Here is a 15,348-nt window from a genome sequence, read left to right as displayed (position 1 = left end):
GATCCGGTTAAAAGATCTTGGGGCGATAGTTGTGCTCGGCTTGGAGCACGCCCATGAAACGGAGGCCGGCGGCGCCGTCGAGGTCGCCGGGATAGAACAGGACGGTCGGGACGAAGACCTTGCCCTTCAGCTGCTCAAGCAGGGAGAAGGTCCTGTAAACCGGAAACAGCGCGCCGGTGCGGGTGATGAAGACCACGTCCTGGCCCGGATCGGCCGTATCCGGCAGACGTGCGGCCACCATGTCGACGAGCGGGCGATATTCCTCCAGCACGTTGGCGATCGTCTGGATTGTCTCGGACAGGCCGACATCCCTCTCGACCTGGTACCAATCCTCCAGAGGCCGCTCGAATTCCAACGCCTCCTTCAGACAGTCAGCCAGGGAGATGTGGGTGACGCGCTTGCCGCCGTTTTCCAGACGCGTCGCCAACAAGGTGACGGCCTTGCGCAGGGCGAACTCCTCCGAGGGCGCATAGCGGAAGATCGCATAGGGCATGTCGTGATAGGCGCTGATCTGCTTTCGCGGATCGCGGTCCTCCAGGATGGGCTGGAGCCGGTTCAGGCGAGATTGGAATTCGATCATGCGGCCACCGCTTCGGCGAACGCCAGGCTATCGGCGTAAGGCAGGGAAAGCTGGATGAGGCTGCCGGCGACCTGGTAGTCGACCTTGCGGTACTGGTGGAGCCTCAAAAGGGTGCTGTGGACCTCGGAGGGCGCCATGAACGCCGAGCGCCAGTATCGACTCTCGATCGCCCGGGACGCGCTGCCTTCGAGTTCGGCGATCAGGAGCAGATGGAACACGAACGCGCTGTCGCCGAGATGCGGATGAGCCAACGTCTTGGCCGGGGAGGCGCCCGTCAGCAGCCCGAGGTCGTGGGCGGTCTTGAGAAGATCCCTGGCGGCACGGACGATGCCGTATTCGGATATCGGCTCCTTCCTCGCGCCACTCCAGAGGGCGGTGACGAATGGCCGAACTTCCTCGGCGCGGACCTGGTAGCGACCGCGCTCACGCTCGCCATGCAACCAGTCCATGACGAACGAACCGTAGGGCTGTTCGGTGACGGTGATCCATAGCCGGTAGCAATCCCGCCAGTCATGGAACGACATCCCGCTCTTCGATAGCTGGATCAGCGGCCGGATGGCGGCCATATCGGTCAGCCGGGCCCGAATGGTCGCGCGGACCTCCTTTTCCCAGCCGGCCGTCCGGAACTGTCCGCCCAGACCGCGCGCGAGGTTAGCGTCGACGCTGTCCTCGAAGTCCCACTGCGAGAACAGCGCAAACGTCTCCGGGGCGAACGGACCTTTCCTCAACAATCGCTGCGACCAGACTGTCGGCGGCCTCATAGGTCGGCAAGCCTCGCGTAAGGCACGACGAGCGCGTCGCCGCCCCTCTCGAAACCCAAGGCCAGCAGCGCAAGATCCCTGCGGGTCGAGCCGAACGTGCCAGGCAAGAGAATGGAACGGCCCTCGATGGACCGACGTAGATCCTTCGACGACGCGACGTCGCCGTCATCGGCCAGCCCGAGCCGCTGCATCAGGGAAGCAAGGTCGCGTTCGGGCGGCGCGGCCAGGGCGTCGAAGAACTCGGACCAGGACGCGGCGTTGTCGAGCCAACCTTCCCAAGCCGCTTCCACGCGCTCCTCGATGGGCTGCGGCAGCCGCCACAGCGTCGCGGACTTCGGAGGATTGAAGTGTTCGTCGCAGCGGTGCTTGGCGACCGCGAAGACGGCGCGGGCCTGGGCGAAGGCGTGAGTACGAGGGAAACCGCGCTTGAAGACCATGGTGCCCGTCGAGGACAGCGCCTTGTTGGTGTTCCACCATTTGGCGCGATCCATCTCCCCATGACGCGCGACGACGACGCGGGTCTTGAAGAGCGAAACCGCATCGATCTGATCGGAGGTCACATCCACGGCTCAGGTGTTCCCGTCCAACTTGCGGAGACCGCGCTTCGCGAGCCAGTCGTCGACGGCCTCGTTGGCGATGGCGGACGCGGATGTCTCCAGATCGACGGCCGCCTTCTTCAGGTCCTTGATGAGGCCCCCGTCGAGGTGCAGCAGGATCTGACGCCGCTCGTCGGGCGCGACCGGGATCGTCGGTTTGTCGTCGGGCCGGGGCATGGAAGATCCGATAGGGTGATAGGTCGATTCATCCTTTCAGGTATTCCGGATTCGTAAAGGCCTATTCCCGGTTGTCGAGATCATGGTTACCGGCGACCTGCGCGCAGCGCGGCGCGTGCCATCAAAAATCGAATCGGTATGCTCTCGAAGCAAGCGTTGCCATCTGTTCAGCTTGCGAGTTTTCATGAAGCGGTCTCGGTTCGGTTCGTTCCTGTGCAGGCACCAGACCATTATCTGGATGGCAGCTGCGATAATCGTCCTCGGCGGCTCATTCGCTTTGGAAGGCCTGCAGAAAGAGCCCAAGTGGCGTGAACACATGGCCGCAGTCGCAACCGCTGCGACTGCCATGTTCACGTTGGCGCTGGTATGGGTTACCGCGGTTCTTGCAAAGGAAACGACTTCGCTACGGCGTCAGAGCGCCGATGCGGCGAAGCAGGCGATCAGGCCGCAATTGATCATGTATACCGAACTCGATGAGCATTCAGATCACGCTAGGATCATCCTGGAGAACGCAACTGACAATCCGGCCTTCGACGTAAGGCTGCGGTTCGTGGTCGATCCCATAATAGCTGGGCTGAAGAACGAGCTGGTCGATCCGGACCAGCCCATTTCGTCGCTGTTCATGCCTCATATCGATGTGCTGCCGCCACGGCAGAAGGTTTCAAGGACATTTGCCGTTTTCGGCAAGGATAAGTTTCCAGTCTTCGAGGCCAAGATCGAGATGACCTACAAGGATCTTGCCGGCGACGAAGTGGTCACGCCGATGCGGGTCAATACAGACCCCACGCACAAGAGATGGCGTACGGACAAGCGCCATCCGTCTCACCGTAACGAGGCGATCCAAAATGTCGGCGCGTCGATCGCAAAGGCGCTCAAGTCGGTGGAGGCAGCGCTCGGCGCCATGCCCAAGGTCGCCGCCCCTCCCAAACGCAGGTCCAGCAAGACCGCCGCGAACAAGTCTGCCAAGCCGATTTTCGAGACGTCCTAGTTGCGGTCTAGCCGCCGCGTGGCGTTGTCGGCGCCGATCTGGTGCCCGACGAGGTCGGCGACCCGGCGGCTGACGGCATGCCAGTGCCCAGAGGGCCGGCTGTCATCGACGAGCTTGCCGTGCCAGATTTGGCGGGCCCGCCATCGAGCGATACCATAGGCCTGCGCGCCGTGCTCCTGGATCAGAGCCTGGGCGTCACGCTCGACCAGCAGCGCGCCCTCTCGCCTCCTGCGACGCCAGCCCGCGAACCAGGCGAGCGGCGTCCAAAATGGCTCATGCTGCCTGCTCGGCAAAGGAAGCTGCTTCGGCAATGGCCTGGAACTCCTCAAGGTATTCGGGCCGGTGCTGCAGAAGGTAGCGGACGATGCGCGGGTTGCCGAGCAGCTTCGTGAGGTAGCCCTTCACGACGGTCAGCTGGAGATGCTCGCGCCCGTAGTCGTCCTGCACCTCGGAGATCGATTCCTGCAGGCGGGCTAGCTCCTTCTCCATCCGGGCCATCGCCTCGGGCGTGACACCCTTGACCTTCTTCGGCTTCGTGTCGCCAACGAGCTCGTTGGCGGGGGTGCCGGCAAGGATCGCGGTGGCGTAGGCCACCGTGAAGTTGTTGGCGGCGATCAGGAGTTCAGAGGCCTCGATCTGCCGCATCGGCTTCATGCGCTTGAGGATCTCGAAGACGGCCATCGGACAGGTCTTGTCCTTCAGCAGCGAGACGGCCTCCTGGCAGATGCCGTCGAGGAGCCGGACCTTCCGCTGGACGCTGTTGACGTGAATGCTCAACGCGCGGGCGATCTTGTCGTCGGGCACGCCCCGCGCGATCGCCTTCAGGATCATGGCGTGCTCCTGAACCGCCGACAGGCGGCTGATCCGCTTGTTAAACGTAAAGGCCTCGTCGTCCGTGGAGATCAGGCACTCGACATGGGTCTTGCCTAGGTCCTTCAGGATCTCGACGCGCAGGTGGCCATCGAGCAGCAGGTAGCTGTCGGGATCGCCGGAGATCCGCGAGATGACGGGCGGCTCGACCAACCCGATCTCGATGACGGACGCACGGATCTGCTGGTACTTATGGCTGGCCTTGACCGTCGCGCGTGGCGGCCGGACGGGAAGCAGCGACGGGATCGGCACGGAGACGCAGGCGGTCTCGAACGCGATGAGGGGCAGACTGATCGGGTCGGTCATGCGCCGGCGCCTCCGATACGGGCTTCGAGATCGCGGGGCATGGTGTCCAGCCGCTCGGCCCGAAGGAGCGTCACGAAGTTCTCGTCGCCGCGCAGCGACTTCAGCGCCTCCACGACGAAGAGGAGCCGGGTCTGGGTGACGGACGCCTTCTTGACGATTAGCCGCTGCCGGTCGGCCTCCTGCTGGAACATGTGGATGAGGGCCTCAGACGTCCTGACGCGGCTGAGTTTCCTCCCGAACGGCGTCTCGGAGAGGTGCTTGCCGCGACGCGTCCTCTGCTCGATCAATCGACGCATCTTGATCAGCTTGGGGCCTTTGATCTTGCCCTCGGTGTAGGCCTCGGCGAGGAGCTGCTGGATGGTCTCGTCGTCAGCCTTGGCGATCTCCATCGCGACGGTGATTGGTATCATGCCGGTGTCGACGGCCTCGACCAGCCGCTGCTCGCCTTTCTCGATGAGGTGGGCCATCATGTGCACCCACTCCGCAGTCGTGCCGATCTTCTCGGCGATCTGGCGGTCGGTATAGCCGCGCTTGCGCAGGGTCGCGACGTCCTGGAGCATGTCGATCGAGCGGTGCTGGCGGCGGGCGCAGTTCTCCACCAGGCTCATGACCAGGCAATCCTGCTCCGAGGCGTCCGTGACGATCGCCGGGATCTCGGTGTGGCCCAGCTCAAGGAATGCTTCTATGCGCCCCTGGCCGCACGCCAGGCCGTAGGACGGCTCACCGTCCGGGCCGATCATGGTGTTGACCTTGATCGGGCGCTTCAGCCCAAGCATGCGGATGCTGTCGACGACCTCCATGAACTTGCGCCGATTCCGGACGCGGGGGTTGAGGATGACGATGCGGTCGATGGGGATCATCCGCACCTGGGTATTCGCCGCCTGTATCATGCCGCCTCCTCGAACCTCGCTCGCGCCGCCAGGGAGAAAAGGAAATCCAGGTTGTCGAACCGGTAGCCGTCGAGCGATAGGCCGTTGCTCTCGGCGAGCCTGAGGTTCGGCTCGGTCATGTCGAGGCGCGGCAGCAGGTAGTAGTCGAGCGGCGAGGCGTTCGACCGATCCATACGGACCGCTACGGTGATGTCGGGCGCAAGCCCGGTGTCGAGCCGGATGCGCCACCTCGGCGATCCGGCGCCGGTCTCGGCGCAACGGGCCACCACGACGGAGGCGGTGAACTCGCCATTTACGCGCAGCAATCCGGTGTCGGTATCGACGAGAACCTCGCCGCCGGCATCGCGCAGCCCGTCGACGACGCTTGCGACCACGTCGGGATGGAGGGCGCGAAGGCGGCGGTTGATCTCGATGTAGCGATAGTCGCGGTCGGGGCTGTAGCCGACGCGACGGTAGGCCCGCAGCAGGCTGCCGAAGCGGTTCCGATAGACGCTGCTCGACGGCATGTCCTCGCTGTCGTCGATGACGAGGCTGGAGAGGGCGCCCTGCTCCAGCAGCAGGGACCGCAGCAGGTCCAGCAGCTCGTCGTCCGAGAGCCGTCGCGTGCGCTCCTCGATGATCCGGGCGGCGCGTTCGAAGGTTGCGAGGTCGACCAGCGGCACGAAGACGCCGCGCGCCCGCACCCAACGGTCGGGCGTGTTGACGACCCGCCTCTGCTTGAGCTTGAAAGAGACGCGGTTGAAGACGTTGTCGCCGACGTATTTCGGGTTGGTCAGAACCTGGTGGACGGTGCCGCGGCTCCACGGCCGCCCGAGATCGGTGTGGATGCCGTCCCGGTTCAGCCGAGCGGCGATCTCGGATTCCGGCACCAGGTCGTCGACGAACAGACGATGGACGCGCTTCACGGTCTCGACCTCCTCGGCCGGACCCGGGACGAGGATGACGCGATCCGTCTGGAGGCTCTTGCGCTCCCCGATCGCGAGCTCGGCCTTGGGCTCGCCGTGTTCGTCGACGAGCAGCCGTCGCAGTCCGTAGCCGGCCATCCCGCCCTGGCGAAAACCTTTCTCGACGAGCCGGCATTGGCCCGCGAAGACCTTGACGGAGAGTTCCCGGCTATACTCGCCGGCCATGACGCGCTTGACGGTCTTGAGGAGGTTGGAGCCGATGCTGCCGTCGTTCTCGAACTGCTCGGCGCAGTAGTGGACGACGATGTCGGCGCGCGAGCACAGGAATTCCAGGTGGGCGCCATGGTCGGCGTTCTGGAAGCGTCCCCAGCGGCTGACGTCGTAGACCAGGATCGCCCCGAAGTCGGCGTTGCCGCGCTCGACGTCGGCGATGAGCCGTTGGAAGGCGTCGCGGCCTTCGAGGTTCAGGCCGCTCTTGCCGGCGTCCTCGTAGACGCGGACGATCTCGATCTCGCGGGCCTCGGCGAAGCGCTTGATGCTGTCGAGCTGGTTCTCGGTCGAGTAGCGCTGGTGGTCGGTGGACATCCGGACATAGGCGGCAGCGCGCTTCGATCGTTCCGGGCCGATCCTCGCAATCCGAGATGATCCGTCAGCGGTCCTCACACACGGCAACTCCAGACTTCTCGCCGACGATGGCCGGCGACCGCACGCCCGGCACTACAGCGCGGAGGCGATGGAATGTCCTTTCCGAAAACGGGCAATGTCTTTCACCACGGATCGGGCGGCGGGTCGGGAGACCCATCGTTCGCGAAGTTGATCTCCACGGCCCTGCGGGCATCGCTCAGGGGGCAGGCCTCGGCGATCAAGACGGTTGCCCGATGGACCGGGGCGAACGAGCGGACGGTGAAGAACTGGTTCGCCGGCGACCGAGGGCCGACCGGCGATCACTTTCTGCGACTGGCCGCGAACTCTCCCGCGGTGCTGGCCGCGTTCCTCGCGGCGATCCATCGAAGCGATTGCCTGGTCATGGCCAAGATCGAGGAGGCCCGGTCGAAGGTCGCGATGGCCCTCCTGGCGCTCGATGCCGTGCGGGCCGTCCAACTGGAACGTGCCGAGACCGCCTCCACCGAGCCGTAGCGGTCAATCCGACAGCCGTGGGTCAGGCATCACTGCGAAGCCTATGTCGGAGAAGCAGACGCTTGCGACGGGATCGGAGCTGGTGGCAGGTCCCAGACCGTCGTTGCAGCCTTGGCGATCCACTGTTGTCGTCGCTCGATCGCCGCCCGATTCCATAGCGGGGCCGGATCGAGATGCTGGCCTGCCTGAGTGATCTTGTCACCGACGCCAACCGTCAGGGGAGCGGCTTGGCAGCGGGCCAATAGGAACTGGGATGTCGGATAGACCTTGATCTTCTCCGAGTATGGTCCGTTCTGGATCACGCGGTTCACCGAAAGCTCGATCAGCATCAGGTTGCCCAGGCGTTGGATCAACTCGACGTCATCCGCTCCCTCGCCGAATTCCAGCCTCGCATTCTGATCCGCCCCCGAGGCGAGGATGTGCTCGATGTCGTTCTTCGTTTCCAGATAATGCGACAAGCCTTCCCGTCCCGCCAAGCCATAGGCGAGAACGTCGAAGTGCCGGGTGAGCTTGGCGAGAAGATAGCGCAGGCGAAATTTCCGCATGTCCCACGAATGTAAGGTACCGAGCCGAGCCAGGAAGTTGGCATGGTTCAATTGCTTCTGCCGCTGGAAGAAATCCTCCTCAAACGTAGCGAAGGCGGTGTCGTCCTGAACGACCCTAAGGCGCTTTGCTGCCTGGACGATTAGGCGTTCATAGTCCCTGCCGGGCACGCCCGCGACCAACCAGACGAACATGGTCTCCTCGACCCGCCGGGTGAGCCGCTGGAACAGTGGGATCGGCAGGTGACGCCCGGCGAGAAGGAGGATGAAGTGCTGCTTGACAGCGCTGCCGCCGAGCGAGCGCGTATTGGCGATGCCATGATCGACTTGACCGTCGACGCTCTTGCCACGCGAGAACTGCAGGTAGGCTTGCGCGCCCTCCTGAAGGCGCTTGGCGAATGCCATCGGATCGCTGCCGTGCTTGGTCTTGTCCTCGTTCTTCGTCAGCCAGTCATAGATGTCCTCCTCCTGGAGCTGGGCGTCGATGTCGTAGGTCGCCAGGAGGTAGTATCGCAGGAAGCGCAACGGCTTCTCGCGCGCGTCGTAGATCGCCTGGGTAAGCGACCGCCATATGTCCTTCAACTTCCCGAACTCGCCCTCTTTCGCATTCATGAAGAGGAGGTTCTTGAGAAGGTCCATCGCATCGAGACCGACGCCGCGATCGTTGATCGTCTCGAAGATCTTCAGCGCGCGACTGACGTTCGGCGTCTCGATCCGGATAAGCTTCACCAGGTTGGTGAAATAGCCAAGGAAACGCCGCAGACCGTTCGGATTGCCCTTGAACTCGGAACTCAGGAACTCCCGGATCGTGTCATAGGCGTTCGCTAGGTTGCGGATCGACCGCGTCCCGTCCCGACGGGCATCCTTGCCGTTACCAGCACCATACTCGGTGAGAACATCGGCTGCGTCCTCGTACTGCAGGTCCAGCCGCATGCGCTCGACCGTCTCACCCTGCCAATTCATTGCCGAGGCGGAAATCTGCCCTTTCAACGTAGCAGGCACATTGCCGTCCAACTCGCCGATCATATCCCGCAAGGCGCAGAGCGTCAGGAATGATGTCGTCGTCCGCTGCTGACCGTCGATAAGGTCGAACACCCCGTCCTTGCCTGGGCAAACGACGATCGTTCCGATGAAGTATTCAGGCGCGCCATCCTTGGTGGCCTGCTCGAACTCGGCATGGATATCCTTCAGGAACTGTTCGACTTCCTCGCCCCGCTCGCCCTTGGCGTCAGTCTCCCCCCATACGTATTCCCGCTGGTAGTCAGGCACGCGGTAGAAATCCTGAAAGATCTGCGCGATGCTCAGATCCTGCGACGTGATCGAATTGTTGGACATCGTTTCCCCGGATTGGCGATTCTTGTTGGGCGGTGTGCCTAGCGTTGAAGAATGGCCGGAGACCCTGTGAAGGACCAGACGGGAGATGCCGGTTATCCCGAGCCTTCGCAAAACTGACGCGGGGCGAAGCGCCTTCGGAAATCCGGCGTTCACTATTCACCTCCATGGTCGTCGCTGGACAGAGGGGTGGGAATGCCTACGAGATCGGAAGTCTGGCTTGTCGCCGACAAGCTACGGGCGAAGCCGGCGCGGGTGTCGATCCGCTCCGTGATGAACGCCTTGCCGCGCGGTGGATCGTTCCGCGTGATCGGCAAGCACCTAGCCGAATGGAAGGAGGAGCGCTGCTACCAGCCCCGGCTTGAGCTCGCCCAGCTTCCCGAGGGCCTTCAGACGCGACTCGTCGACTTTGGCAAGGCGGTCTGGGAAAGCACGCTTCGCGAAGCCACCCGCAAGTTCGAGCACGACCGCGAACGGTTTGAGGGCATGCGCCTCCACGACCAGAAGCTTCGCGATGAAGCCTTGGCGGCCGCCGACGCGTCCGAGGCTCGCATCGAGGCCTTCGCGCAGGAAGCGGAGAGGCTGCGGTTCGAGCTCGCGACAGCCCGTGAGCAGATCAAGGGTCTTCGGCGCAAGTTGAAGGGCGTGCGAGCGGTCGGCGAAGCCGCCGACATCCTCAGGGCCGAAGCACGCTCTAAGGCACGTGAGTTCTGGGACAAAGTGGTAGAGGAGGTCCGGGAACTGCTGGCGCTACCCGAGGTCGTCGGGAACGGCATGACGCGCGACGAGATCCTCGTTCGGCTGTCCGAACCACTGAAGGCCGAGGCTGTCGATTTGGGCGAGGATCTTCACCCCGCCAAAATCGCGAAGCGGCTCGACGAGCGCGTGCTGCGCAAGAAGTTGGACAAAAAGGACGGCGTCTACTTGCTGAGGGCGGCCGGGTAGCGGGAAACGGGTATCGCTTCCCAACTGTTATCTTAGTACGTGACGGCAGGTTGGTCGGAGCGCTGCCGGTCAATGTCGGACAGGCTGTCCTGCCCGCCGGGCCCAGTCATTTAGGGAAGCTTGCCGGCGAAGACCCGGACTCCCTCGCTCCACGCGTCTAGGCAATCGCGGTCGTCGGCGTAATTGCCGATCCAGCAAGCGCCATCGCCCCAACTCGGCGGATGACCGGCCTCGATCCGCCGCCTGATCCAGAGCTCCCCCGCGTAGGTCAGGGGGCGCAGGCCGCTGGAACTGGAGAACCTTCGGTATTCGACGTCGGCGGGGCRTGAACCTGGTTGTGGAACCACCGGCCTGAGACAAGACCGCACCCATTCCTCGGCGTCGGGGAAGGGTAGCGGATACCTCCGCGGGCGGAGGCCACGATCGGGGAGCGGGCCATTCCGTGCTCGGATTGTAGCGATTCGCGGGGATTCCGGCAGGATTGGGGGTTTTCGGAAGTGCGCGCGGGAACGCCGAGGACGAAGAAGTACACATCGCGTGGTAGCGGGAATCGGGTATCGCTACCCGTTATCTGCTACCCGATTGCTGGCCGCTATCACTGCCGATCGGAGCGGGTGCGCTCGATTTCGGTGAGTTTGACGCCGTTCACCTCGGTGCTCGGATAGGGCGCATCGCCGGAGAAGCCCTGACGCCGTCCTGCCAGGCGTTATAGGAAAGCCGGAATTCCGCACGGCCATCAGGGCCGTTCTCGTTGATCCAGCAAGTGTCATTTTACCAGAAGGCCCCGTGACCCACATCGATACGCTTCTTGATCCAATCGCAGCCGGCGTCGGTCAAAGGACGGTAGCCCTGGTAGTAGCCGGCGGCGTTGGCAATGGAGCGCTGCTTGACCTCCAAGTCGGCCGGCTGCGGCTTGGCGCCGATCGTGGCCGGCCGGACGCTCCCGGCCTGGCTGTGGTGGTGGATATTCATGGTGGCTCTCTCCTGCTGCCTGCCAATCCCGGCGGAATGGCTTCGGGCGCATTCGAGAGCGTTCTCGATTCGTTGGGCCTCGGCAACCGGACGGTGGACACGCCCGTTAACAGCGGGTTTCCCGCCTGTTGGTGGCCAGGTGAGATTTCAGTGGATGGCGTATACGGCACCCCTTCAGGAGGAAGTTGGGCCGGCATAACGTGAGGCGTCCGGTGCGGCTGAAGCGCGCCTCAATGTCCGAAACTGCTTACAACATCAGCAGATTATGGCCGCCGGCCGCCGCGATCTCGAGTACGCGCTTGGCGCTTTCCTGGCCCTTGATGTCGGCGAGATCGGGCAAGGGGCCCGATTGGCGCGCCACCGCCGGCTCGGGCCGCGCCATCACCTGTGTGCCCTTGAAATGGTTGGCGAGCTGGATCAGCGAGCGGGGCGCAAGGATGTCGATGTCGGCCGCCGCCCAGGCCGCCTCGGGCCCCGAGGCGTGCGGACAGATCAGGCCCTGGCCCCGGCCATAGGCGGCGATCGCGGCCGGCAGCACGCCCGCGACCGCCGTGATCGAGCCGTCGAGCGCAAGTTCGCCCAGCACCGTGTAGCCGGCGAGCGCATCAGCGGGGATCGCGCCGATCGCCGCCATCACGGCGAGCGCGATCGGCAGATCGTAGTGGCTGCCTTCCTTGGGCAGGTCGGCCGGGGCGAGGTTGACCGTGATGCGCTTGGCCGGCAGCGCCAGCCCCGAGGCGATCAGCGCCGCCCTGACGCGCTCGCGGCTCTCGGCGACCGCCTTGTCGGGCAGGCCGACTAGGATGAAGGCGACGCCGCCCGGCGTGACCTGCACCTGCACATCGACAGCGCGCGCCTCGATACCCTCGAACGCAACCGTCGCGACCCGCGTCACCATCTGCGCCACCCTGTTTCGTCAGGGTGACGCTAGCGGAAGCGCGCACAGGTTGCAAGAACAGATCGGGAACCTCAGGCTGGCTCGAGCGCAGCTTTCCGCGCCACGAACTGGCGCAGCAGCACCGGAGCGGCGATGACGAGCCCCGCCAGCACGCTCACCGGCGTCGCCACGATCATGGGCAACGCCGCGAGCGCGATAGCGAAACGCTCCCACAGCGCAAGCGGCGCCAGGAACCAGCCGGCGAATGCAGCGGAAAGGAAGGTGATGCTGGTGATGCAGGCCGCCGTCGAGCCGATGAGTTCGGTCCAGCTGAAATTCGGCGCCATGATCAGCACGAAGGCGAGAACACGAAGACGAAGGGCACCAGGACCTTGCCGAGCGCCAGCCGGAAAGCGGTGTTGCCGGTCCTGAACGGGTCCGCGCCGGCCATGCTCGCTCCGGCATAGGCCGCGATCGCGACCGGCGGCGTGATATCGGCGAGCACGCCGTAGTAGAATACGAAGAAATGCGCCACGAGCGGCGCGACGCCGAGCATGCCGAGCGCGGGGGCTGCAACCGTCACCATGATGATGTAAGTCGCCGTCGTCGGCACGCCGCAGCCGAGCAGGATGCAGACGATCGCGGTCAGCAGCAGCGTGAAGAACAGCGTCGCCGCCTTCAGGTCGAAGGGCAGGATCGGCAGCAGGCCGAGCACGCCATGCGCCCACTGGTCGGCAAGCGAGGTCACGATCCAGGAGATCTTGAAGCCGACGCCGGTCAGCGTCACCACGCCGACGATGATGCCGACGGTGGCCGCCGCCGCGCCGACGCCGATGGCGTATTTCGCGCCCAGAACGAAGGCGTCGATCATCTCCAGGAACATACGCCTGCCGGCTTCGGCGCTACCGAGCACGCCATGGGCCATCACGGCGAAGCAGGCGAGCGTGAAGGCGAGGTTGACGCCGGGCACGCGCAGGAACTCGGTCGGCGCGGCAAGACCGATCGCCACCGAGAAGACGAGCGCGGACGGTCCGCGCCAGCGCGCGAGCCCGATCAGCAGGCAGGCGGTAATGCCCCAGAAGGCGGCGAGATAGGGCGTGTAGCCGGTGAACAGGATCACGAGAAGGGCAAAGAGCGGCGCAAGCGTGGGCCAGTCCTCGGCAAAGACCTTGCGCAGTTTCGGGATCTCGTCATCGGTCAGGCCGCGCATGCCGGTGCGCCTGGCCTCGAAGTGCACCTGCATCAGCACGCCGTAGAAATGCATGAAGGCGGGGATGATCGCGGCGATGACGATGGTCGCATAAGGCAGGTTGAGGAACTCGACCATCAGGAAAGCCGCCGCGCCCATGATCGGCGGGGTGATCTGGCCGCCGGTCGCGGCTGTCGATTCCACCGCCGCCGCAAAATGGCGCTGGTAGCCGAGCCGGATCATCATCGGGATCGTCAGCGAACCGACCGTGACGGTGTTGGCGACCGAGGAGCCGGAGATCATCCCAAACAGCGCCGAGCCGAAGATCGAGATCTTGGCGGGGCCGCCCGCGAAGCGTCCGGCCACGGAAGCCGCCACGCCAAGGAAGAGCCGCCCGAGTCCGACGCGGGTCGCGAGCACGCCAAACAGCACGAAATGGAAGACATAGGTCGCGACGACGCCCAGCGCCACGCCGTAGACGCCCTGGCTGGTCAGATAGAGATGGTTGACCAGCGTCGACCAGGTCGCGCCCGGGTGCAGGAAGATGCCGGGAAACCAGTTTCCGAAGATGGCGTAGATCATCGAGAACAGCGCGATCAGTGGCAGGCCCCAGCCGATGGCGCGCCGCGTCGCCTCGATCATCAGGATGATGGCGATCGAACCCATCACCACGTCGAGCGGCGAGGGATTGCCCACCCTGAAGACCAGATCTTCGAAGATCCAGGGCACATAGAGGCTGGCGACCGCAACCGCGACGGCGCAGAGCCAGTCATAAAGCGGCACGCCGCCGGGCCTCAGCGCGGTTGAGGCGAAGACCGTCTGCGCCTCGCTCTTGCGACCGGCGAAGACGAGGAAGATCAGGCCGAGCACGAAGGCGAGATGGATGCCGCGATGCGTCGTCTCGCGCAGCAGCCCAAAACCTGCGGTGTAATAATGGAAGCCCGACAGCGCGAGCAGCAAGCCGCCGACGATCAGGGCCGTGCGCGGCGGCACCTTGCGGAACTGCATCTCGGGATCGAGTTCTTCCTCGAGCCTGGCGAGTTCGGCGACGGAGGGTTGCGCGGTCATATGGGAGAGCTCGCCAGAGGATGCGGGAACTGCATCGCGACACGTCAGACGAAAAGCGCGCCGTCATTCCGGGCGCAACGAAGCGGAGACCCGGAATCCATCAAAGGGCATGATGCTTGACGATGGATTCCGGATCGGCGCCGCTTCGCGGCTTGTCCGGAATGACGGCGCGATCGGGCGGGAGGGGCTTTACTTCAGCAGGCCCGCTTCCTTGTAGAACTTCTCCGCGCCGGGATGCAGCGGCACGCCAAGCAGGCCCGAGAGCGCGGTCGCCTTCTGGATCGACTTGCCCTTGGCGTGGCCGGCATCGAGCGCAACGCGGGTCTTGTCGCTCCATAGAGCCTTGGTCACGGCATAGACGGTGTCGGCCGATATCTTCGCCGAGGTCACCCAATGGGCGCCAACCGCGACGGTCTTGACCGCGCCGACATCCTTGTAGGTGCCGGCTGGAATCTCGTCGGCTGCAAAGAAGGGGAAGGCCTTGGCGAGCTTATCGGCTTCCGCGCCGGTGATCGGCAGGATGTCGATTCCCGAGCCGGTCGAGGCCAGTTCCGAGATCGCAGCCGCCGGGAAGCCGCCGGTGAAGAAGAAGGCGTCGACAGAGCCGTCCTTCATCTTCTCGGCCGCCTGGTTGGGCTTGAGGTATTCGGCGCTGATTTCCTTCTCACCGATGCCGAAGGCCGCCAGGATCGCCTTGGCGTTGAGCAGCGTGCCGGAACCCGGCTCGTCGAGCGAGACCTTCTTGCCCTTGAGATCGGCGATGCCCTTCACATTCGAGGCCTTGCGCACCACGAGATGGACGCTCTCGGGATAGAGGTTGGCGATCGAGCGCAGCTCCTCGACCTTCGGCTTGCCCTCATAGACGCCGGTGCCGGAATAGGCCCAGAAGGCGACGTCGGCCTGGACGAAGCCCGACTCTGCCGCGCCGCCGACGATGGCGTTGACGTTGGCGACCGAGCCGTTGCTGGCCACAGCGGTCGAAACCAGTTGCGGCGGCGACGAAATCGCGTTCGCGATCAACCCGCCGATCGGGTAATAGGTGCCCGCCGTGCCGCCGGTGCCGATGCGGAAGAAGGCCGGAGCCTGGGCAAAGGCGCGGCCCGCTGCGAGCGCGGCGCTGCCGACACCGAGCATCGCAATGGCCCGGCGCCTGGAAATCGTGTTCGTCATCTTGCTCTCCCTGGCCCCTCGGGCCGCTCCGATGACGCAGGTT

At 64.5% G+C, this 15,348-nt stretch carries 16 protein-coding genes and 1 pseudogene; 3 read left to right on the top strand and 14 right to left on the bottom strand.

The window, feature by feature from the left end:
• Window positions 1-7: 7 nt before the first annotated feature.
• From AC1DZY_RS13525 to AC1DZY_RS13510, 4 genes are read right to left on the bottom strand one after another with little or no spacing between them, the layout of a single operon-like run.
• Window positions 8-580, bottom strand: coding sequence for a BREX protein BrxB domain-containing protein (locus AC1DZY_RS13525; protein ID WP_476820636.1), 573 nt, complete (start codon window positions 578-580; stop codon window positions 8-10).
• Window positions 577-1,341, bottom strand: coding sequence for a hypothetical protein (locus AC1DZY_RS13520; RefSeq protein WP_476820635.1), 765 nt, complete (start codon window positions 1,339-1,341; stop codon window positions 577-579). The genes AC1DZY_RS13525 and AC1DZY_RS13520 overlap by 4 nt, the downstream gene beginning before the upstream one ends.
• Window positions 1,338-1,907: a BrxE family protein gene (locus AC1DZY_RS13515; protein WP_476820634.1), complete on the bottom strand. Its 570-nt coding sequence runs from the start codon at window positions 1,905-1,907 to the stop codon at window positions 1,338-1,340. The genes AC1DZY_RS13520 and AC1DZY_RS13515 overlap by 4 nt, the downstream gene beginning before the upstream one ends.
• Before the next feature lie 3 nt (window positions 1,908-1,910).
• Window positions 1,911-2,114, bottom strand: a complete 204-nt coding sequence (locus AC1DZY_RS13510) for a hypothetical protein (RefSeq protein ID WP_476820633.1) — start codon at window positions 2,112-2,114, stop codon at window positions 1,911-1,913.
• An 82-nt stretch (window positions 2,115-2,196) separates the two neighbouring features.
• Between AC1DZY_RS13510 and AC1DZY_RS13505 the strand changes: the two genes are divergently transcribed.
• Window positions 2,197-3,102 carry a hypothetical protein gene (locus AC1DZY_RS13505; RefSeq protein WP_476820632.1) on the top strand — a complete coding sequence of 302 codons (906 nt, stop codon included), beginning with the start codon at window positions 2,197-2,199 and terminating at the stop codon, window positions 3,100-3,102.
• Here the strand turns inward: AC1DZY_RS13505 and AC1DZY_RS13500 are convergent.
• The 4 genes from AC1DZY_RS13500 to AC1DZY_RS13485 are packed head-to-tail and all read right to left on the bottom strand — an operon-like array spanning window position 3,099 to window position 6,736.
• Window positions 3,099-3,395 carry a hypothetical protein gene (locus tag AC1DZY_RS13500; RefSeq protein ID WP_476820631.1) on the bottom strand — a complete coding sequence of 99 codons (297 nt, stop codon included), beginning with the start codon at window positions 3,393-3,395 and terminating at the stop codon, window positions 3,099-3,101. The genes AC1DZY_RS13505 and AC1DZY_RS13500 overlap by 4 nt on opposite strands.
• On the bottom strand, window positions 3,376-4,278 hold the full coding sequence (locus AC1DZY_RS13495; RefSeq protein ID WP_476820630.1) for a plasmid partitioning protein RepB C-terminal domain-containing protein: 903 nt from the start codon (window positions 4,276-4,278) through the stop codon (window positions 3,376-3,378). The genes AC1DZY_RS13500 and AC1DZY_RS13495 overlap by 20 nt, the downstream gene beginning before the upstream one ends.
• Window positions 4,275-5,168 (bottom strand): plasmid partitioning protein RepB C-terminal domain-containing protein, encoded by an 894-nt coding sequence (locus AC1DZY_RS13490; protein WP_476820629.1) that lies wholly within the window; start codon window positions 5,166-5,168, stop codon window positions 4,275-4,277. The genes AC1DZY_RS13495 and AC1DZY_RS13490 overlap by 4 nt, the downstream gene beginning before the upstream one ends.
• Complete coding sequence (locus AC1DZY_RS13485) at window positions 5,165-6,736, bottom strand: recombinase family protein (RefSeq protein ID WP_476820628.1); 1,572 nt, start codon at window positions 6,734-6,736, stop codon at window positions 5,165-5,167. The genes AC1DZY_RS13490 and AC1DZY_RS13485 overlap by 4 nt, the downstream gene beginning before the upstream one ends.
• 75 nt (window positions 6,737-6,811) lie before the next feature.
• Here AC1DZY_RS13485 and AC1DZY_RS13480 point away from each other — a divergent pair, with 75 nt between their 5' ends.
• The gene (locus AC1DZY_RS13480; protein WP_476820627.1) at window positions 6,812-7,210 is read left to right on the top strand and encodes a hypothetical protein; all 399 of its coding nucleotides are present in this window, start codon (window positions 6,812-6,814) and stop codon (window positions 7,208-7,210) included.
• Window positions 7,211-7,251: 41 nt separating this feature from the next.
• Here AC1DZY_RS13480 and AC1DZY_RS13475 read toward each other — a convergent pair whose 3' ends face one another.
• A complete protein-coding gene (locus AC1DZY_RS13475) occupies window positions 7,252-9,087 on the bottom strand; it encodes a DUF262 domain-containing protein (RefSeq protein ID WP_476820626.1) in 1,836 nt (611 codons plus the stop codon).
• Between the two features lie 192 nt (window positions 9,088-9,279).
• Between AC1DZY_RS13475 and AC1DZY_RS13470 the strand changes: the two genes are divergently transcribed.
• Window positions 9,280-10,029, top strand: a complete 750-nt coding sequence (locus AC1DZY_RS13470; RefSeq protein ID WP_476820625.1) for a DNA-binding protein — start codon at window positions 9,280-9,282, stop codon at window positions 10,027-10,029.
• 771 nt (window positions 10,030-10,800) lie between these two features.
• Here AC1DZY_RS13470 and AC1DZY_RS13465 read toward each other — a convergent pair.
• The 5 genes and pseudogenes from AC1DZY_RS13465 to AC1DZY_RS13445 form a co-directional block, all read right to left on the bottom strand.
• On the bottom strand, window positions 10,801-11,001 hold the full coding sequence (locus AC1DZY_RS13465) for a hypothetical protein (protein WP_476820624.1): 201 nt from the start codon (window positions 10,999-11,001) through the stop codon (window positions 10,801-10,803).
• A 253-nt stretch (window positions 11,002-11,254) separates the two neighbouring features.
• Window positions 11,255-11,899: pseudogene (locus AC1DZY_RS13460) on the bottom strand (magnesium chelatase domain-containing protein); the annotation flags it as partial.
• A 71-nt stretch (window positions 11,900-11,970) separates the two neighbouring features.
• Window positions 11,971-12,225, bottom strand: coding sequence for a hypothetical protein (locus AC1DZY_RS13455; protein ID WP_476820623.1), 255 nt, complete (start codon window positions 12,223-12,225; stop codon window positions 11,971-11,973).
• 2 nt (window positions 12,226-12,227) lie between these two features.
• Window positions 12,228-14,135: a TRAP transporter permease gene (locus tag AC1DZY_RS13450; protein WP_476820622.1), complete on the bottom strand. Its 1,908-nt coding sequence runs from the start codon at window positions 14,133-14,135 to the stop codon at window positions 12,228-12,230.
• A 189-nt stretch (window positions 14,136-14,324) separates the two neighbouring features.
• Window positions 14,325-15,305, bottom strand: a complete 981-nt coding sequence (locus AC1DZY_RS13445; protein WP_476820621.1) for a TAXI family TRAP transporter solute-binding subunit — start codon at window positions 15,303-15,305, stop codon at window positions 14,325-14,327.
• Window positions 15,306-15,348: the final 43 nt, after the last annotated feature.

This window comes from Allobosea sp. P2_A10 (assembly GCF_056405115.1).
The sequence above is the reverse complement of the archived record's forward strand: the minus strand, read 5'-3'. Positions and strand labels throughout refer to the sequence as shown.